General features: G+C 57.5%; 21 protein-coding genes. 12 read left to right on the forward strand and 9 right to left on the reverse strand.

Annotation, left to right across the window (positions count from 1 at the left end):
- Nucleotides 1–167 precede the first annotated feature (167 nt).
- A complete protein-coding gene (locus ACWGXE_RS20810; RefSeq protein ID WP_447600051.1) occupies nucleotides 168–434 on the reverse strand; it encodes a hypothetical protein in 267 nt (88 codons plus the stop codon).
- An 807-nt stretch (nucleotides 435–1,241) separates the two neighbouring features.
- Between ACWGXE_RS20810 and ACWGXE_RS20815 the strand changes: the two genes are divergently transcribed.
- On the forward strand, nucleotides 1,242–2,396 hold the full coding sequence (locus ACWGXE_RS20815) for a PQQ-dependent sugar dehydrogenase (protein ID WP_447600052.1): 1,155 nt from the start codon (nucleotides 1,242–1,244) through the stop codon (nucleotides 2,394–2,396).
- An 85-nt stretch (nucleotides 2,397–2,481) separates the two neighbouring features.
- Here the strand turns inward: ACWGXE_RS20815 and ACWGXE_RS20820 are convergent, their stop codons facing one another.
- Nucleotides 2,482–2,781, reverse strand: coding sequence for a P-II family nitrogen regulator (locus ACWGXE_RS20820; RefSeq protein WP_447600053.1), 300 nt, complete (start codon nucleotides 2,779–2,781; stop codon nucleotides 2,482–2,484).
- A 383-nt stretch (nucleotides 2,782–3,164) separates the two neighbouring features.
- On the opposite strand from ACWGXE_RS20820, the gene ACWGXE_RS20825 reads away from it, so the two are divergent.
- From ACWGXE_RS20825 to ACWGXE_RS20840, 4 genes are all read left to right on the forward strand, one after another.
- Entirely contained in the window at nucleotides 3,165–3,980 is an 816-nt protein-coding gene (locus ACWGXE_RS20825; protein ID WP_447600054.1) for a YtxH domain-containing protein, read from the forward strand.
- Nucleotides 3,981–4,191: 211 nt separating this feature from the next.
- Nucleotides 4,192–4,542: a hypothetical protein gene (locus ACWGXE_RS20830; protein WP_447600055.1), complete on the forward strand. Its 351-nt coding sequence runs from the start codon at nucleotides 4,192–4,194 to the stop codon at nucleotides 4,540–4,542.
- Nucleotides 4,543–5,001: 459 nt separating this feature from the next.
- Nucleotides 5,002–5,469, forward strand: a complete 468-nt coding sequence (locus tag ACWGXE_RS20835; RefSeq protein WP_447600056.1) for a DUF6328 family protein — start codon at nucleotides 5,002–5,004, stop codon at nucleotides 5,467–5,469.
- 195 nt (nucleotides 5,470–5,664) lie between these two features.
- Nucleotides 5,665–6,780, forward strand: a complete 1,116-nt coding sequence (locus ACWGXE_RS20840) for a hypothetical protein (RefSeq protein WP_447600057.1) — start codon at nucleotides 5,665–5,667, stop codon at nucleotides 6,778–6,780.
- A gap of 49 nt (nucleotides 6,781–6,829) precedes the next feature.
- Here the strand turns inward: ACWGXE_RS20840 and ACWGXE_RS20845 are convergent, their stop codons facing one another.
- Complete coding sequence (locus tag ACWGXE_RS20845; RefSeq protein WP_447600058.1) at nucleotides 6,830–8,122, reverse strand: hypothetical protein; 1,293 nt, start codon at nucleotides 8,120–8,122, stop codon at nucleotides 6,830–6,832.
- Nucleotides 8,123–8,190: 68 nt separating this feature from the next.
- Between ACWGXE_RS20845 and ACWGXE_RS20850 the strand changes: the two genes are divergently transcribed.
- Nucleotides 8,191–8,559 carry a hypothetical protein gene (locus ACWGXE_RS20850; RefSeq protein WP_447600059.1) on the forward strand — a complete coding sequence of 123 codons (369 nt, stop codon included), beginning with the start codon at nucleotides 8,191–8,193 and terminating at the stop codon, nucleotides 8,557–8,559.
- A 432-nt stretch (nucleotides 8,560–8,991) separates the two neighbouring features.
- Nucleotides 8,992–9,918: a diguanylate cyclase domain-containing protein gene (locus ACWGXE_RS20855; RefSeq protein ID WP_447600060.1), complete on the forward strand. Its 927-nt coding sequence runs from the start codon at nucleotides 8,992–8,994 to the stop codon at nucleotides 9,916–9,918.
- 51 nt (nucleotides 9,919–9,969) lie between these two features.
- Here ACWGXE_RS20855 and ACWGXE_RS20860 read toward each other — a convergent pair whose 3' ends face one another.
- Nucleotides 9,970–10,800 carry a right-handed parallel beta-helix repeat-containing protein gene (locus tag ACWGXE_RS20860; RefSeq protein WP_447600061.1) on the reverse strand — a complete coding sequence of 277 codons (831 nt, stop codon included), beginning with the start codon at nucleotides 10,798–10,800 and terminating at the stop codon, nucleotides 9,970–9,972.
- 280 nt (nucleotides 10,801–11,080) lie between these two features.
- On the opposite strand from ACWGXE_RS20860, the gene ybgF reads away from it, so the two are divergent.
- Nucleotides 11,081–11,599, forward strand: coding sequence for a tol-pal system protein YbgF (gene ybgF / locus ACWGXE_RS20865; RefSeq protein ID WP_447600062.1), 519 nt, complete (start codon nucleotides 11,081–11,083; stop codon nucleotides 11,597–11,599).
- Nucleotides 11,600–11,673: 74 nt separating this feature from the next.
- On the opposite strand, the gene ACWGXE_RS20870 is transcribed toward ybgF, so the two are convergent.
- Nucleotides 11,674–12,192 carry a DUF2726 domain-containing protein gene (locus tag ACWGXE_RS20870; protein ID WP_447600063.1) on the reverse strand — a complete coding sequence of 173 codons (519 nt, stop codon included), beginning with the start codon at nucleotides 12,190–12,192 and terminating at the stop codon, nucleotides 11,674–11,676.
- On the reverse strand, nucleotides 12,193–13,389 hold the full coding sequence (locus tag ACWGXE_RS20875; RefSeq protein ID WP_447600064.1) for an anhydro-N-acetylmuramic acid kinase: 1,197 nt from the start codon (nucleotides 13,387–13,389) through the stop codon (nucleotides 12,193–12,195). It abuts the gene before it with no gap.
- Between the two features lie 128 nt (nucleotides 13,390–13,517).
- On the opposite strand from ACWGXE_RS20875, the gene ACWGXE_RS20880 reads away from it, so the two are divergent.
- The 3 genes from ACWGXE_RS20880 (at nucleotide 13,518) to ACWGXE_RS20890 (ending at nucleotide 16,305) form a co-directional block, all read left to right on the forward strand.
- A complete protein-coding gene (locus ACWGXE_RS20880; RefSeq protein ID WP_447600065.1) occupies nucleotides 13,518–14,504 on the forward strand; it encodes a metal ABC transporter substrate-binding protein in 987 nt (328 codons plus the stop codon).
- A 30-nt stretch (nucleotides 14,505–14,534) separates the two neighbouring features.
- Entirely contained in the window at nucleotides 14,535–15,317 is a 783-nt protein-coding gene (locus tag ACWGXE_RS20885; RefSeq protein ID WP_447600066.1) for a metal ABC transporter ATP-binding protein, read from the forward strand.
- Between the two features lie 175 nt (nucleotides 15,318–15,492).
- Nucleotides 15,493–16,305, forward strand: a complete 813-nt coding sequence (locus ACWGXE_RS20890) for a metal ABC transporter permease (protein ID WP_447600067.1) — start codon at nucleotides 15,493–15,495, stop codon at nucleotides 16,303–16,305.
- Between the two features lie 6 nt (nucleotides 16,306–16,311).
- On the opposite strand, the gene ACWGXE_RS20895 is transcribed toward ACWGXE_RS20890, so the two are convergent.
- Nucleotides 16,312–16,752: a GNAT family N-acetyltransferase gene (locus ACWGXE_RS20895; protein ID WP_447600068.1), complete on the reverse strand. Its 441-nt coding sequence runs from the start codon at nucleotides 16,750–16,752 to the stop codon at nucleotides 16,312–16,314.
- A 62-nt stretch (nucleotides 16,753–16,814) separates the two neighbouring features.
- Between ACWGXE_RS20895 and ACWGXE_RS20900 the strand changes: the two genes are divergently transcribed.
- A complete protein-coding gene (locus tag ACWGXE_RS20900; protein WP_447600069.1) occupies nucleotides 16,815–16,994 on the forward strand; it encodes a hypothetical protein in 180 nt (59 codons plus the stop codon).
- A gap of 4 nt (nucleotides 16,995–16,998) precedes the next feature.
- Here ACWGXE_RS20900 and ACWGXE_RS20905 read toward each other — a convergent pair whose 3' ends face one another.
- Both ACWGXE_RS20905 and ACWGXE_RS20910 read right to left on the reverse strand, forming a co-directional pair.
- Nucleotides 16,999–17,421, reverse strand: coding sequence for a hypothetical protein (locus tag ACWGXE_RS20905; RefSeq protein ID WP_447600070.1), 423 nt, complete (start codon nucleotides 17,419–17,421; stop codon nucleotides 16,999–17,001).
- 48 nt (nucleotides 17,422–17,469) lie between these two features.
- Nucleotides 17,470–18,441, reverse strand: coding sequence for an RluA family pseudouridine synthase (locus ACWGXE_RS20910; protein WP_447600071.1), 972 nt, complete (start codon nucleotides 18,439–18,441; stop codon nucleotides 17,470–17,472).
- Nucleotides 18,442–18,456: the final 15 nt, after the last annotated feature.

Genomic DNA, 18,456 nt, shown 5'->3' on the forward strand with positions numbered 1-18,456 from the left:
ACATGGCGGTCTCGAGCATCGCGCCAAGGGCATTGGTCAAATCCGGTGTCATCGGCATCGCGGCCCACCCGCTGTTAGGGGTCTTCTGCATGCCGATAACCTGGTGGCGCCGCCGGAAGCCGCGTAGTGCGCGAACACGAACAGCGCGTCGCCCTGATAGAACCCGATCAGCTTGGTGATGGGCTGATCCGGCGCGCCGTCGACCAGACGCTGCTCCTGCCCCCAGCCGGAATGACGCTCGGGTCGCGAAAGAAATGCAGGAGTTCGTTCTGATCGGTGACCGTCAGCACTTCGCTCACGGGTGTCCCGCTGGCCCCATTTTGCAACGTCAGGAACGAGTACTGGACATTTTGAGCCACCGGCGGCCAAACCGTCAGCGCATAGTCCTCGATCATGTTGTAGTTGTACTGGATCTGCGTCGCTTGCGTGGCCATCACGCGCCTCCCCTACCCGAGCTTGAAAGGATTGTCCCGATCTATCGCTTGCCGAGGGATTCCGACTGACCCGCCGTGTAGGTGCAGGCCTGCATGACCACATAGGGACCGCTGCCATTTGCTCGCACACCAGGAACTGGATGAAGGGCAGCGGGAGGGACGCTTCTTGACTGGTGCCGCTGCTCGTGACCTCGCCGCCCGCGGCCCTTGGAATGTGTACGCCCGAGGTGGGCAATGACGAGTTCGACGCGCTGGCGATCGTTCCAGTGACCGTGAACGCGTGGACGTGCTGGGGCGGCTGCGCATCTGTTGCGGGGGTGCCTGCCAGAATCTGGACTTTCGAGCCGGCAGTCGTGCCGAGGATCAACCGCCCTTGCGCGTAGGCCGCCTCGGTCCAGTTGTTGGGGCATTCGGTCTGGCCCGGCCCAGTCATGTAGGTCACCATGTGTTGCGGCAAGCCTTGGGTCGGAGATGACGTGGCCATCGCCCACAATAGGCACCCGAACACCACGCCGACAGCCATACGGCCAGAGAGCACGGGCACAGCCGTTCCGAGGCCCTGCATAAAACGAATGACCGTGGCGACAGAGCCAAGATCTCGCACATTCTGATCCTGGGCGGAACACAGGGTAACCGGTTTCCAGCTCACATGTATCTGGGCCTATTTAGGCTTTGATGGTGTTAAATTTTTCGCGGATTACACCTTGAGCCTGTATATACTCTCTTCTCATCTCTGCTTTCCCTGAGAAGGCCGCTGTGCTCGTTACAGTGCGCGTATGTACTCGCCACCCCTGTGAGGGCTGATCTATGTCACGCGCGATCTTGCGGTTTGCATTTGTCATTAACTTCATCGTCGCTGGTTCGGGCTTTGAAACCGCTATGGCCCAAACGCCGCGATCGCCTACACCGGCCCCGCGCGAGGGAATGTTCCGCGTTGAAACTGTGGCTGTCGGTCTGGAACACCCGTGGGCGCTCGCGTTCCTGCCTGATGGTCGGCTCCTTGTTACTGAACGGCCCGGCCGATTACGTATAGTGGGAGCACGGGGAGCATTATCCGAGCCGCTCGCAGGCGTACCGCCCGTGTTTGCCGGCCGCCAAGGAGGACTCCTCGATGTAAAGCTCGACCCACGTTTTGCGGACAATCGGTTCGTCTATCTCTCGTATGCCGAGCCCGGGGAAAACGATACGGCCGGGACGGCGGTAGCGCGAGGTCGGCTCGTTGAGGACGGCCGGCTTGATCAGGTGGAGATTCTTTATCGGCAGCAGCCCAAGGTAAACGGCCCCAATCATTTCGGCTCTCGTCTCGTGTTTGCGCGCGACCATACCCTCTTCATTACTCAGGGCGACCGTGGCGATCGCGATAAGGCACAAGACCTGTCCTCCGGTCTGGGGAAGATCATCCATATTAATCCGGATGGGGCGGTTCCCAGTGATAATCCCTTCGTGGGTCAAACGAATGCACGGCCGGAAATATGGTCATACGGCCATCGCAACGTTCAGGCGGCGGCGATTCATCCAGGCACCAGACAACTCTGGACCGTGGAACATGGCGCCCAAGGAGGCGATGAACTGAATTATCCTGAGGCGGCAAAGAATTACGGTTGGCCGGTCATCACCTACGGCGTGGACTATGGTGGCGCAAGCATCGGAGAAGGGACGATGAAGCCGGGTATGGAGCAGCCCGTGTATTATTGGGATCCGGTGATCGCGCCTTCCGGTATGGTGTTCTATACAGGGGAGGCATTCCCTGATTGGAAGGGCGATATATTCATTGGTTCGCTCAATCCTGGGCTGCTCGTGCGTCTGACGCTCCGTGACAACAAGGTGGTCCATGAGGAGCGCTACCTTGGTGATCTACGCGAACGCATCCGCGACGTGCAGCAGGGGCCCGACGGCTTGCTCTACCTCCTGACGGACAGCAGCAATGGAAGAATACTCCGCTTATCTCCGGCGACCCGATAATGTCTGGGACGGCCACATGCAGAGAAGTTGGCGCGCCGGATGCCATTATCCTCGTGCGCGTCATCGCAGGGTCGCGTTTCAGCCGTTACACAATCACTTCGCAGGGTTGGAGAAAAGCTTTTAACACGAATTCCCGGTGCTCTTGAACCTGCCTGTCATGCAGCTCCTTCACCGCGTTCACTAATGAAGCCATGTGCTCGTCGTCCAAGGCGATGAGATATAACTTGCTGCGATCTGCCCATAGGCCTTTCCCAAAAACCATCCCGGTTTGGCCGCTACCTCCGACGTCAGAAATGACGGTGTATCCTGTAACAGCAAGGGTGTTCAACAACATGCGAACCTGCTCTTCAATTCGCGGGCCACAGACTATCGTGAGCATCTGCATCGTTCGGCCCTCCTCTTCATCCAGTCCCCATTCGAATAAAGAGAGTCTGCATACTGCGTGACGCGCCGGCGAAGCTATACGTGCTCCACCGTAGTTTCTAAGTCTCATCTTTGAATTATAGGCGGCTTGACGAAGAATACAACTAAGAGCCGTATCCATTGATCAAACGAAACAGACCGGTAATAATTTGCCGAGCGACTCCCCTTTACTCCACCGGATGTTGAGATCTTTGAAGCTGGAATGAAGGCCGGGCTGCGTTTCCATCAGGCCTGTTTCATTCACTGAGGGATCCTTGAAATGACCCGTCCAGATATGTAGGGCAGCAGCGTGCAGTTCCTACCGCCAGCGGGGCACATCCAAGCCTATCGCGATGAGAAGGCGAAATGGTCGGTGAACTTTCATTCTATCTAGCCACAATTCTCATCTGCACCGGATACCCACTGTTAATGCAGAGCTATCCTCAATGGAGAATATATATTTCTATTGGATTTGCAGGCTTCATTATTTCAGGAGCCGTGCTTACCTATCTTGAAGCGAAAGAAAAAGGAGAAGACCAAGCGAAGATCGGACAACTGCAAAGCATGCTTGAGGACGCGAAGAAGGAGACCCAGAAACAAGAACATCTCGTAAAAGATGCCGCCAAGAAATCTTTTGTACTGGCCGAACAATTAAGGAGAAAGACCGAACAAGTCCGCAATGAGCTGAAAGCGCAACCACAAATAGTTGGGAAGATCGATAAAGTGACAGTATTTCCTTGGCAGCGTCACTCAGCGTCCCGAACGCCCGCAGAGGATATGGCAACCACAATAGGAATCCTGGTCTTCGCGCATATTGCGAACGACCGCTCCGCCACACCGCTCGCAAACTGGGAACTGAACATCGAACTTCCCGACAACACAATTATCAGGCCGCAGAAATGGCCGGTTCAAAAACCAATGCATATTCAATGTCAGAATGGTGTGATCAACATTTCACAAGGCGAATACTTGGATGCCAAAAGCAAGCAAGCACTTCAAGAAAAAGAGGAGCGCTCGGGCGTCACCATATGGATGATCAAGAACATACCTTTGAGCACCGTTCGCACCAAGGATTCGGTCTATACTTTGACAGTGAGAGACAACGCCGGCGTGGTCCACGCATTGGAGAGATTTGACCTGGCGTCTTTACCGCAGAAATGCACCGGATTTGATATGGATTAGTCCCCCGTTGACGGCTGCAACATCCTGTTTCCGCTCCCATTTCATGGAGGCGACATGGCGTGACTTACCTTTTCCCGGACCAATTGCCCCGCCTCATGTCAACCAGCCCTGGAGTTCCCATAGATCTCCCATTTGTTCATCAAACTTCGCCGGACTTGAACAAATGTAATAATGTATGTTCAAATTTTGGAGACGAGCGATGGAGGCTGCCATGACGAACGTTGGGAGCGTCATGCTTGTGACTCTATCCGTTTTAGTGGCCGGCAGTCACGGTGATGTGAAGGCACAGGGGGCACAACCGCTGAATCCCAAAGCCGCCCAAGAATATGCGGCCGACTCGGAGAAAGCCGCCGGCGGAGATCCCGACGCGGCATACCGCATGGGGGAAGCTCTTGAATCGGGCCGCCTGGGCGGTCTGAGGGATCTCAATAAGGCTCTCAAATTCTATAGGCTCGCGGCGCAGAAAGGTCACCACCAAGCAGCCGCGAGGGCGGCCGAAATTGAGGCTGATCTCCACCGAAGCCAAAAGAAGCAAGCGCCAACTCCTGGTTTAGGGCACTGAACTGTCTCTCGACCTCAGCAACATCCGCCGTTTCGATATGTCACTTCCGCACCCGACAGGCTCAGGATGGCACGGTTATATATCGTACATCTGCCGGCGATAGGCCGGGTGTCCGAAGAGTCCAAAGTCTAAGCGCAAATTTCCACATAGGAATTCCCCGCCGGTAGGTATGGCAATCGTCATCGGTTCCTTCGATGAACGGGCCGGTCATCACGGCATACTCTCTGTTCCACACACAGGGTCGTTCCGGCAAGACGGTTATCCAGTCGCCGCGGGTTGATTTTACGCTTGCCCCCGTCGCCTTCAGCGAGTCTTAAAATCAAGCGGGGACGGCTGGGGATATTCCTGGTTATGTCTGCGGCCATTGGCGGCGCACAATGAGAGGGAAGCGGACTACGCCGATTGCAGCGGTAACCGCTATGGCTTGGGACGGCCCAGGGTGGAACCATGATTGCGCGTATGTGGCAAGGCAGACCGAGCTTGGTGGAGCAAGAACCGCTGGCGGAGGTGGCCTCGCATCTGTTGGAAGAGTGCCGGATGGTACTGCCCGGCATCCAGGCTCTCTTTGGCTTCCAACTGATCGCGGTGTTCAACGCAACATTTTGGGAGCTGCCTTCCGCCGATCGCATGATCCATCTTTTCGCGATCAGTCTGGTGGCCGTGGCCATTGCCCTCGTCATGACCCCTGCCGCCTACCATCGTCAGGTGCATCAGAATTGCATCAGCCGGAGATTCATTGAGATCTCGTCGCGGCTGTTGTTGTTCAGCATGTTCCCATTGATGCTGGGCATTTGCCTCGACTTTCATCTGATCTCCAAAATGATCCTTGGAAGCCTGGGCATAAGTCTCGCCATCACCGTCGTGCTGGCCGCCATCTTCATTGGTCTATGGATCGTCTTGCCTCGTTTGGCCCGGGCGGCCCGGTAAATCCGCTCCCAAGACGCAAACGCCCTTCATCGTTTTGGAGAAGATTCGCCGCCGCGGTGGACTGCCACGAACGATCCTCGTGGACAATGCGGCTTCCGAGCCCAAGCTCGTGAGTCACCTCGGAGGCGCGGTCACGGACGACCAATGGCAAATGCCGGGGTAGGACTGACGTGGTCAGAATGGTAAGATTCAATCATGTTTTTATTCTTTATTCTGTTGGCCTGTGTTCTGTACGGCGTTCCTGTGTCCGCCGAAACGAAATTGATCGAAGCGCAGGCCTCGTACATGATGGATGACGGCGAAACGCCTCTGTTCGCTGAAGCCATGGTGCTGCAGCTCGCGAAACAGTCTGCGATAAAAGAAGCAGTCACATTTGTCACGGAAGCCACGAAGGCGAAACATTCGCGGCTCACGATCGAAGAGATTCAGGCGATCGCCGGCGCCGGCTTGCGAGTGGAAAGCGTTGAGCGAAGCAGGACGCTGGTGGGCGAGACGCTCCGGTTCGCCGTGAAACTCACCACCAGTCTCGCGACCGAACGCATGGACGAACTGGCCAACCGGATCAAGGGCAGGCCGTTGAGCCAGGAATATAAGAAGCTGCAGGAAGATTATGCGGCATTCGCCAAGGACCTGGAGAAACCAAAGAATTCTGGAGGCTCAGAAGGAACAGCCGGCGCTGATCGAGAGGCGGCGCAGAGCCGTTTGCGCGAAAAGGAACAGTCGCTCGCCAAAATTCAAAGACGCGAGAGCGCCTTACATGAGCGGCTTCTCACCGGGGAAGACCTCCATGCCAAAGCGGAACAGCAGCTCACGGACGAGCGAGACCGCGTGAAACGGAAAACCATGACCGTCTCCTCATTGGTTGATGAAATTGCCCAGCATGGACATGACATCAGCGTTGGAGAGCCGGAAGTCAAGGCACGGCTTGAAGAAAAAGGACAAGCGGATCTCTATTTCCCGGTTGCGATCACGGGGAATCAGGCCATGCGCGGCAAGATCAAGGAGGCACTGGCGTCATCCGGCGGCGAACTCAACAATGCCTCCTATCGGAAATTCGAACGGAGGCTGGCGAACGTCTGGTTTGTATTGGAAGTGTTGTTACGGGATGGAAGCCGCCGGGTGTGCTATGTGCCGACCCATTTAACCAAGTTCCAGGCCGATGGAGAATTTGTATCGATGGAAGAGGGCCGCAGTAACTGGAAGATCAGGATGACGCTTCCTCTGCCTACGATCAAGGACATCGTGAGCGTTCAAGGTAAGTTTATGGAAGCCATGCCCGGTTCTGCATGCGGAGTTGCCCGAGTTCAGTAACGCGCGAACGAATGTCCCCTTCTCCGCGGCGCTGCCTGGCCGCGGCGCTTTAGCCGGCCTGCGCGCTTTTCTTCCTCGCTTCATCCGCATGAGGGACTGCGCATCCTACCCTCGGATTAGGCGCATCGTTGAAGGCCGATGCGATATCAGCCGTCAGTGGGACTTCTCGCTCATACACAGTAAAGTGATAAGGATCCTTTGCCGTCAGGCCGAATTTGTTGATCAACATTTGATGTTGCCGTTCGGATTGGATGTGGTACCGAACGCGGGCGATGAGGCGGAGCCCCTCAATCTCTTTCGGTAGGCGAGCAGTAAAGGGATAGTCCCGGCTGGCGAGAGGCAGCAGCCGATTATCATAGAGTTCCACGATCGCCGGTTGCCACATGATCCACCGCCCCATCGTGCTTTGTTGCTGCGCAATCCGTCCGCCGTTCCGGTTCACCACCTCGAATTCCACCGTAAAGTACCGATCAGGGTCACCGGTCGGAATCTTGTGTCCCGCCCCTGCATTCAGCAACGTAAGGGTCACGTTCAAGTCCTCTCCCGGCTTCGGGACGGATGGAGTAGCCGTCACCTGAATCGCGACGGCTCGTTTCACCATATCCGGATCGTGTCCGCCTCGCCACAGATGTTGCCGGCCGCGTCTGATCGGGCCGTTTTCCGCCACCGGCCGGTCGATCTCCGGCATATGACAGCTCTGGCAAATGAATCCCCGCTCCTTCATGAAGACTTTGCCTTCATACTCGGCATAGGTGCCGCAAGGGCCGACGTTATAGAATTGCGCCGGACCCGATACCACATTGTGGCATCGATAGCAGATCTCGGTCGTGCGAAAGGATGGGTCGAACTTCGTGGGATGCGGAGCCGCGGAATCATCATAGGGCCCAAGTATGGCGCCGTCGCGCACATGACAGGCAGCGCAAGTGACGCCTTCCTTCTGATATTCGGCATCGAAATGCGGATTGGTTTCCTGATGCGCTTTTTCGACCCGCCCGCGGGGGATATCCTTCACGAGGGTCGGTTGCTGATTTTCAAGCGGTGTATGGCAGTTCAGGCAAACCCAGATACGCTTATCCTTGGTCCAGTAGGCTTGGAAGAATGGATCCTGATAGGATCGCGAGTGAATGCTGGTTTTCCACTCCTCGTAGATCTCACGATGGCATTGCCCGCAGGACTCGGCCTTCAGGCTCGTGAGCCCTTCCGGAACTTTCTGCAACGGGATGGCCCGGGCGTAGTCGGAACGGAGGCCGAAGATTACAACCGGTTTGACTTCAGTGTAATAGAGATACACCAGTCCGGCGAGCACGACGACGGCTATGCCGATTTTGATCGCAAGTCGCATGGTTCCTGCATCATATCCTTCAAACTTTGTTATAACAAACAGAACGCCTCAACGGAGGCAGGCCGGTCATGAAGACCAAGAAGCGCTTCTGTTTTCTTCCGCAGATCACCATGACATTGTTTATCGGCCTTTGGCCGCCGGCCTGGCCGGCTCATGGAGAGGCCGCTGACCTTTTCTTCACGACTCGGCGTGGAAATGAACTGGAACAGGTACGCGGGCCGGTGCGGCAGATGACGATCACGACCAAGGATTCGATCGCAACGCTCCGTTTCTGCTCGAATGCAGTTTTAACCGAGAAGATCAGTCGGAATCGTGCCGGTTCTTCCGATGACCCAGGCGAAACAACCCTGTATCGCTATGATGAGGACGATCGAAAGCTCGGCGAGTATGTGGCGGATCTCGATGGAGAAGTCGTGCCTTCCGCTGACAGAGGATGACGCCGTGCACTCCGTCAAAATTGGCAATCGCGCGTTGAATTTGGATAGCTTGACGCACTGCGGATGTCAGATCTGGCATGATCCCACCACATCGAAATCTATTGTTCCGGAGCCGCCAACAATACGCCCATTGTCTTGAGTGAAGGAGAAGCCAAGCTTCTGTGGAAGTATCTCGAGCCCATCTCCCAAAAGCCCGTTGCCCCATGAGCAGGGGCGTGCTCCCAAGACAGGCTGCTGTTGGCTCTGATTGACAATCACCCTCACTCTTCCGGTCCGATCCCCCACTGTCGCCGGCTCTCCGGCCTGCGCCCAAACCGACGTTTCCCCTTGTTGATCCGGCAGGGTACGCTATACTTTGACCGGGCACTCTCGTGACGCCGAACACAATGCCTTCGCTCTTCAGCCGGCAATCCTTGGTTGGCGTGCCGATCAATGAAAGTATTGCTCATAGAAGACAATCCCGTTGATGCGCAGCTGACACAGGATCTACTGAGCGAATGGCAGCCCGACCGGTTCGAACTCGTGCAGGTCTCCACCCTATCCGAAGGCCTCACGCGGCTGAGTCGGGATCGGTTCGACGTGGTGTTGTTGGATCTGTCGCTGCCCGATACCTTCGGCCTCAGTACCGTGACCCAAGTGCTGAGCACCAGCACCGGGATTCCAGTCGTCGTCCTGAGCGGGCATGACGATCACAATCTGGCGCTGCAGGCGATCCAGCACGGCGCCCAGGATTATCTCGTCAAAGGCCAGGGAGGCACCGTTGTATTGGCGCGGGCGATTCTCTATGCCATTGAGCGAAAGCGGGCGCAGGAACGACTGACCTACCTCGCACAATACGATCAACTGACCGGGCTTGTGAATCGCACATTGTTCCGAGACCGGCTGGTCCACGCCATGGCCCGCAGTAAACGGGAAGACCAACCGCTGGGAGTCATGCTGCTGGATCTCGATCGGTTCAAATCCGTCAATGACACGTTGGGCCATGGCGTGGGCGATAGCCTCCTGCAAGCCGTCGCAGAGCGGTTGAGAAGTTGTGTCCGAGAGGTCGATACGATCGCCCGGATGGGAGGCGATGAGTTCACCGCGATCTTAGAAGGTGTCTCGGGCGACGCGGATGTCGCGGTCGTCGCCAAGCGCGTTATCGAGTCGCTCAGTGCGCCGTTTGCTCTCGGAACGCACCGCCTGTCGATCGGCGTCAGCATCGGCGTGACGCTCTATCCATCGGACGATCAAAATATCGACGGGCTGCTGAAACATGCGGATGCCGCGATGTACCGGGCCAAACAACGAGGGGGCAACGCCTTTGAATTTCATTCGGTGACCAATAGCGGGGCACCTGATTCTGCTCCTGCTTCGTAATGCCGTTCCTATGCCTTTACTCCCGCCCATCTGGGTCCTTCCTGGTTCCGGTCATCGCCCAATCTCACTCAATGGCTGTTCCGTGACCTGAATCGCGCCTCTTGGATTGGGGGTGAGCAGGTTACTTGAGGCCAACTCATCCCGACCCGGCACGGGCTTACAGTCCGGCGTCATGACGAGGCCCCATTGCCGGTTCTCCCGACAGTCATTCTCCAAAAGCAGCGCTTCGGCGTGATGAAACAGCAACATCCCGCTCAGCATATTGTCCCGACAGAGATTGCGGACCAATTCCGGATGGCTTCCAGGATCCCGCACCGCGATGCCGAAATGATGATTGCCCGCGCAACGGTTATGAGCCACCCGCGGCTGCGCGCCGGCGAAGACAAAGATCCCGGATTCGCGATTCCCGCAGACTTCATTGTCATGGAAGTTGGGCCGGCATTCCGGACCATAGATCACGACACCGGACAGGAGGCCGTCAACGGCACGGCATTGCGTAATGGTGACGGTCGAATCGAGGATATTCATCGCCGAGTGTTGATCGCTGCCGACATAGCGAAACGTGAGGCCGCTCACCAATCCGGAAGGAACACGTTGAAGGTACAGCGGCCCGCCGCGGCGGCAAAACACCGTCACATGGTCTCGTCCTGCACCCACCATGAGTACCGGGCGGGCGGATATGAAAATCTTATCTTCATAGATTCCGGGCCGGATGAATACCTGGTCGTTGTCCTGCGCATCCTTCAGTGCTGCGCTGGGAGTGACATAGGCGGCGGGATCATGTCCGTCCACAATCAGCGTGCGGCCCCCTCTGGGATTAGGCGGCGGCTCCTGCAGGACAGCTTCACTGATCTCGCGCGGGCCGGCTTCATGAGATTCCATCGGCCGAAGAGTCTCCTTCAACAATGGGAACAATTGAACCATAGCCGACCACATCGAGTCGAATGAAGTGCAGCGGGAAACAGACTGCTCCGTACAGAATCGTTCTTTTTGGAGCGACTCCCAGGAACGGAATGGCTTGTCGTGTGAAGCCAGGGACTGCGTTCGCTGGAACGAATCGTCCAACCTTTCATGCGGTTACCATCGGACTAGGCGGCCGCGGGCTCGAATGGGTACAGCGCTTGCTTCCATAGCGTGAGTTTAAAGAGCAAGGGAGGAACCGATGATGAATATGCTGGTGCGAGCCGCCCGTCGCTTGCGATCTTGCCTCATCATCATGGTCATGACCGGCTGTCTCTCTGTTATGGGCCATTTTGCCGCTGCAGCCGATTCCACCCACCATGTGGCTCGTCATCTGTATGACCGGGTGATGGATGAGTTCCGGCAGAGAGATTATGAAGCCGCCTTGTCCGGCTTTCGGTTCTTCTTAGAACTTCATGGACAGTCAGCGCTGGCAGGCAACGCCCAATACTGGATCGGCGAATGCCAGTATCGGCTCGGGCGATACCAGGACGCACTCGATTCGTTTTATACCGTCCTGTCGTACTACCCGCTTAGCCCGAAACTCCCCGCTTCGACACTCAAGATCGGACAAGCCTATACCAAACTCGGCGACAAGGAGAAGGCTAGAATGATGTACGAACGAGTCGTCGATCAGTATCCCGACATGGCTGAGGCCGAAGCGGCGCGTCGCGCGTTGGACCTGTATGGCTTCAAGAATGAAAACGTCCCTCTGGAATAGGCGGCCGGCAAGCCCGCCGACGATGACATGGTCCGCCTTCTTCCTTTACCGGTTCATTGCGACGGGTACTTACATCAATCGGGTTCCGCCGTATCAAACAATGCGGCCAAATCGGCCACCGTATAAGACTCGCGGGCGTGGATCGTGACGAGTTGCACACCGGCCGACTTCAAGACCGCTTCAAGAAGAGGGTCCGGACGTTCTTCCGGCGCTTCAAGCCCGCTGTCGCCTTTCCAGTCCACTACCTTTTCCGCTTGCCTCGTCCCGGGATGCACGAGGACAAACGTAGCCCGTTTCAGCGCAAGCTGGCTCAACAACGGCACCCGCGAGCCGGCCTCCGGCATCGGCACATCCACCAGGCACCAGAGCGGGACATGAGCAAATACGAGGTACCGGTCTTGTACCGCCATTCTCAAGAGATTATAGAAGCTAACTTCGGCTTCGCTCAGGACCGGTTTCACGGTAGTCGGTTTGCCGAGATCCAGTTGGACGGGGCTTCGCCTGCTACCGGACCGCCTGGTCCCCACACTCCAACCGATCATGGCTGCCATCAGGGCTGCGCCGGCGCCGACCAATAGATAAACTGGATCCATTTATCGGCGCCGGGATTGAGGAATGAGCGATGAACCGGCCGGCCGCTTTCCCGCGCCGGGAACGATGGCACCGAGGATAACGGAATGCCGCGCGCCCGTCACCTGGGGCAGATTCGTGCATTCACCCGAGGCGGTTTGATGGGCTAGCACTGCAAAGGCAACTGCTTCAAAGGCTTTGCTTTTCCATCCCAGATCGTCAAAGGTCTTCACCGGCACATTTCGGAAGACGGATCGCAAATGGCGCATCACCGTTTCGTTATAGATGCCGCCCCCTCCCACCACCACTTCGTCGATGCCGCTGCTGATCCAACGTCGTGCGGATCCGACTGCGGCGGCCGTCCAATACGCGCAGGTGGCCAGAAGATCCTCGGGCCTGAGTCGATGGGCGCGCGATCGCGCGAGGACTTGATCGACAAACCGTTCGCCGAATTCCTCGCGTCCGGTGGATTTCGGCGGCCGTCGCTTGAGAAACGGGTGCGCCATCAATTCCGCCAGGAATTCCCGATGAATCGTGCCGGCCGCCGCTTGTTTTCCTCCCCGATCAAAGGGCATCCGGCCATCCGACACCCGTTGTACGAGCGCATCGAGAACCATATTTGCCGGGCCTGTGTCGAACGCAGCGACATTGTCGGCATTCCCCTGTTTGGGAAGGTACGTCACGTTGCTGATGCCGCCGAGGTTCACGATCAATCTCCCACGACGAGGGTGATGCAACAACACATAGTGCGCGTATGGAGTCAAGGGAGCGCCTTCTCCTCCGGCGGCCATATCGCGAGATCGAAAATTCGCGATGGTGGTGATGCCCGTGCGCTCGGCGATTACCGCGGGTTCCGCGATTTGCAGTGTCGAACGAACGACCCCGACACCCGCTTCCTTGGTCCCGACGGGCAGATGATGGATGGTTTGGCCATGCGATCCGATGAGCGCCACGTCGGCCGGCTTCAATCCCGCGCGCGCGATCACGCGGAGCGCCGCTTGCGCGAACAGTTCTCCGAGCAGGACATTCAAATGACAGACGTCGGCCACTGTTCCTTTCAGCGACGCCTCAAGCACCCGCTGCTGGAGGCTGCGTGAGTAAGGGCGCGACAGGTAGGCCAGCATCGTGACCTTGAGCGCTTCTCCGCGCCCGCGAATATCGATCAGCGCTGCATCGACACCGTCTGCGGATGTTCCGGACATGAGCCCGATGACTTTCATGACCCTCCTGGAGCGTACAGAATGCGAGACATCTCAATAATGGGCTCGCTACGCTAATCGAAGTTCACGGCGGGGTCAAGGGTTTGGAGATCGCCGTCGGATATTTCTTCGCTCACCCTTCGTTGACAATGCCCAGATCGAGTGCTACCGTCCGCTCCGTGTTTCACAGCCCGCGTTATTTCCGACTCTTCCTCATCGCCTTCCTCTGTCCTGTTCTTCAGTGGGCGGCTGCGCCGGCCTATGGATCACAGGCCCTCAATGTGGTCGTCACGCTCCCTGTTCTCAAGGATTGGGCCCAGCAGATCGGAGGCCCGCATGTCAGCGTGACCTCGCTCATGACCGGCTATGAAAGCGAACATACCTATTCCCCCAAGCCGAGCGACCTGGTGGCGGTCCGGAAGGCGCAGATCTTGATCGAAATCGGCGCGGGACTGGAAGTCTGGGTTTCGACCTTGGTGAAGAACGCGGGGAATCCCCGTTTGCAGACGGTTACGGCCTCGCGCGGCATCGAGTTACTCGAAGATCAAGACGACGCCCCCGGGATGCAAGCCGGCGCCGGTGCGCCCCATTCCCATTCTCACGGCAATCCGCATGTCTGGCTGGACCCCGACGGCGCCTCCGTGATGGTCCGCCATATTGCCGATGCGTTCATCGCCGCCGATCCGGCCCATCGAGAACAGTACGAAGCGAATGCATCGATCTATCTGTCCCAGCTTCACCGAACGAGCGAGGCACTTCGACTCCGTTTGGAGACGGTTTCAGACCGCCGCATCGTCGTGCATCACCCGGCTTGGCCTTATTTTGCCCGCTACTTCGGACTCATCGTCACAGGCACCCTGTTAACGCAACCGGGTGCGGAGCCGTCCGCCCGCCGGGTTCAAGCGATGGTGACGACCATCAAGCAAGCCGGCATCCGGGTCATCGTATCGGAGGCGCAGTTGAATCAGAAACTTCCGCAGGTACTGGCCCGCGAAACGGGCGCGCGCGTGGTGGTATTGACCACTCTTCCGGGAGCCGTCCCCGGGACGGAGACCTACCTCGACATGCTCCGTTATAATGTGCTCCAATTGGCCGACGCGCTGGAGAAGCCGACGGAACGCGGCCCCCATCCATAGCACGCCATCACGTTCGATTCGAATCGCTCCATGATGAGCATTCCCATCATCCGCTTCGATCACGCCACCCTCGGGTTTCCCGGGGTCGTGGCCTTGCAAGATATCTCGCTGGAGATCATGCAGGGGGAATTTGTCGGGGTCATCGGGCCTAACGGATCGGGAAAGACGACCCTCTGCCGAGCTGTGTTGGGACTGATGGCGCCGCTGGAGGGCACCTTGCGGGTGTTCGATTGCGCCTGTGAAGAACTGCGCTGTCACCATCGCGCCCGCATCGGATATTTGCCGCAAAAGGGAATGATCGAACGGCATTTCCCTGTGACGGTGTTGGAAGCGGTTATGATGGGCCGCTACGGCGCCTTGGGACTCTTTACACGCCCCTCTACCCGGGATCGGGACATCGCGCTGGAGTCGTTAAGTCACGTCGGCATGGAGACCCATCAGCGTACGGCGCTGGGAGAATTGTCAGGAGGCCAACAGCAGCGAGTCTTCATCGCCCGCGCATTGGCGCAGCAGCCGCAGATTCTGCTGCTGGATGAGCCGACGACAGGGCTCGACATCACGACGCAACACAGCGTGGTCGAGTTGATTCAGCAACTCCATAAGGAACTGGGCCTGACCATTCTTCTGATTACGCATGACATCAATATGATCCGTTCCCGCGTGGACCGGTTGGTGTTGCTCAAGACGAAGCTCTATGCCTCCGGCCGTCCCGAAGAAGTCTTGAAGCCTGATATTCTCAGCCAGGTGTACGGTAAAGAGCTCGTGATTACGGACAAAGATTTTATCTTGGTTGAAGATTATCACCGGCATTGAAAAGCGACGTGATCATTGAACCAGTCCATCATTGCGTCAGTGTCCATGGCACTATTGCAACAGTGCACCAGTGAGCCACGATTCGGATGGGTAAAGGCCCGCCCGGCCCGCTTAGATATTCCAAATCCTCCAATGAACAAACGATTGCAATGACCACGTCGATACAATGTTAGAGATGCTGGCATACGACTTCATGCAACGGTCGCTGCTTGCTGCAGCGCTCGTGGGACTCCTCTGTTCGGTCATCGGCGTCTTCGTCGTGCTGCGAGGCCTGGCATTTGCGGGAGCGGGAACGGCCCATGCGGCCTTTGCCGGGGTTACCCTCGCATATCTCGTGGGCTTTTCGCCGATGGGCCTGGCAATCGTGTTTGGATTGGCGACGGTCTGGATCACCGGATGGGTGGAGGAAAAGGGACGGATGAAATTGGACGTGTCGATCGGGATCCTCTACACCACAACCATGGCTCTCGCGATCCTCTTTCTTGGACTCATGAAAAGCTACAATCCCGAGGTGTATGGATATCTGTTCGGCAGCGTCCTTTCCGTAACGAGCGAAGAACTGCTCGTCATTGGGGGATTGAGCGTTCTGGTGTTGGGGACCATTCTGCTGCTCTCGAAAGAGTTATATTTCATCGCGTTCGACCAGGAAATGGCCGAAGCCTCCGGTGTCCCAGCCCGGCAAATCTTCTACCTGCTCCTCTCATTGGTCGCACTCACCGTCGTGATCGCGCTCAAGACCGTCGGCGCGATCCTCGTCTTCGCCATGATCCTCATTCCGGCCTCAACCGCCTATCAACTCACCCACAGCCTGGCGCAGATGACGTTCTACTCCGCGATTATCGGCACCCTGTGCGCGGTCGGAGGAGTCCTCCTGTCCTATACATTCGATCTGCCGTCGGGGCCGGCCATCGTGCTGCTCGCCACGGCCGTCTTCTTTCTGTCGGTCCTATTCTCGCCGAAGCGATTACTCAGACATCAGCACGCCTGACCGAGGCTATGCCTGCCTGGCTTGCTTGGCTCGAGACCAGACCATGCCGGTCTGCTCCTTGGCGCTGAACCCGAGCCGCTCATAGAAGCCCGGCATGCGCGTGCAGAGCCAGAAGAGTTCAACGTGCTGGAGCGTGGGATGGTCGAGGATGTGCCGGACGAGATCGGTGCCGATGCCGCGGCTTTGGTACGCTTTATCGACGATAATGTCCCAGATCGAAGCGCGGAACACATAGTCGGTCAAGACACGTCCAAAACCGACGAGCCGATCGCCGGCCCAGGCGGACACGACCAGATCGGTATGGCCCAACATCCGTTGCGCCTGCTCGGCCGTGCGGCCTTTCGCCCAGGGGGCCTGGTGGTACAGACGGAGGAGCTGAGAGAGGTCGATGTCTTTCCGGTCCGAAAAGGCGACGGCGTGTTTGACGCTCTTGAGAGGAGACGGCATCTTGTACTAAATTAGTCTCCCTTCGTCATATAGGACATCAGGAGGAGTGTAAGAGGAATAGTATGGGAACGCAAGTCCGAAGCTGTCCGAAATGTTTTCGACTCATGTGGCTCAAAGAGGACCAATTCGAATTTCTCGATGAAAACACGGTCCGCGCGCGATGCCCGCATTGTAATCAACTCGTCCGGGTGAAACTCGTGACCGAAGGCGCCAACGCCGCCGGTCCGAAGATGGGACACTGACCAGTCACATTCCCCTTCCCGCTCCTTCCAGTTCAGGCTGGCTCCCCGGCAGAATCTTCATCAGCGCCGTCCGATACTCCGCGAGACGCTTTTCGTCCGCATGGTTGACCTTGATCTCGTTATCGCGCCGCATGCGATCCACATGGTCCAGCACCGCAAGAAGCGGCTGGACCGCTGCCAGCAGTTTTCCAGCCTCGAAGGCCTCCAGCGACTCCACGAGAAATTCATTCATCACACGAAGCGCCGACCCGGCGCTCTGTAAACGGAACCGCGCCAGCGCCTGCTCGACTATTTCAACGGCCTCCGGTTTGGGTCTGATTCCGGCGGGAGCCACCGACAAATGCACCACGGGCGGCAACTTCGCGGCGTAGGTCTTCAACTGGGAAATCACGGTTCCTAATATGTCGAGAATTTCAGTAGTTTCCATGGTTCGTTTCCTGCCGTAGGGGATCGATACGCCCCGAATACCGGCTTGTCAAGAGGCGAGGCTGCGTTGATTGGTCGCACGCGATTCCAATGCTGCTTCTGCCGAAGCGAAATCCGGCGGAGCCGCCATGTGATACTCCTGAAACAGGCCCGTGACCGGATGGGTAAATCCCAATGTGCGGGCATGCAGCATCACGCGAGAAAATGCGATGCCGCCAATTTCACGAACGCGCCCTCCCCCGTAAGTGTGATCGCCGAGGATCGGATGTCCGATGGAATTCAAATGGACTCTCAGTTGATGGGTCCGACCCGTCTTCGGGTACAGCAAAACGTGCGCTGCTTCTGCGCCGTAGCGCCGGTTGACATGAAACTCAGTGATGGAGTCCTTTGGCCGCGCCGTCCTGGCTGAGAATTTTTTCCGTTCTCGCTGATCCCGGCCGATCGCCAATTCGATCGTCCCACGGGCTTTCCGCGGGACACGCCATACGAGCGCTTCATAGACCCGGCTGATGCTGTGTTGCTTGAATTGGGCGGCGAGGCCGCGATGGGCTTGATCGGTCTTCGCAATGACCATCACCCCGGAGGTCTCCTTGTCCAGCCGATGGACAAGGCCGGGCCGCTCTTTGCCACCGATCGCCGGAATCGGACAACCGGCCGACTCGAAATGATGCAGCAGCGCATTGACCAGCGTGCCGGACCAGTTGCCGGGTGCCGGGTGAACCACCATCCCCGCAGTCTTATTGAGGACCAAGAGATCCTTGTCTTCATGGAGCACCTCAATCTCGATCGCTTCCGGCTTCAATTCCAGCGGAAGCGGTCGGGGGACATCCAAGGCGATGCGATCACCGGGCTTGATCTTACGAGAGGCCCGCACCGGCTCTCCATTGACACGAATGCGCCCTTCCTTGATGAGGCGCTGAATGGCGGCACGCGAAAACTGCGCATCCCGGTTGGCCAGGAACATGTCCAGGCGCTTCATGCCCTCGCCTGCCGTGACGACTAATTCCGTCGGTTCACTCATCGGAAAACGCGAGGA

It is taken from the genome of Nitrospira sp. Nam80 (assembly GCF_965152575.1).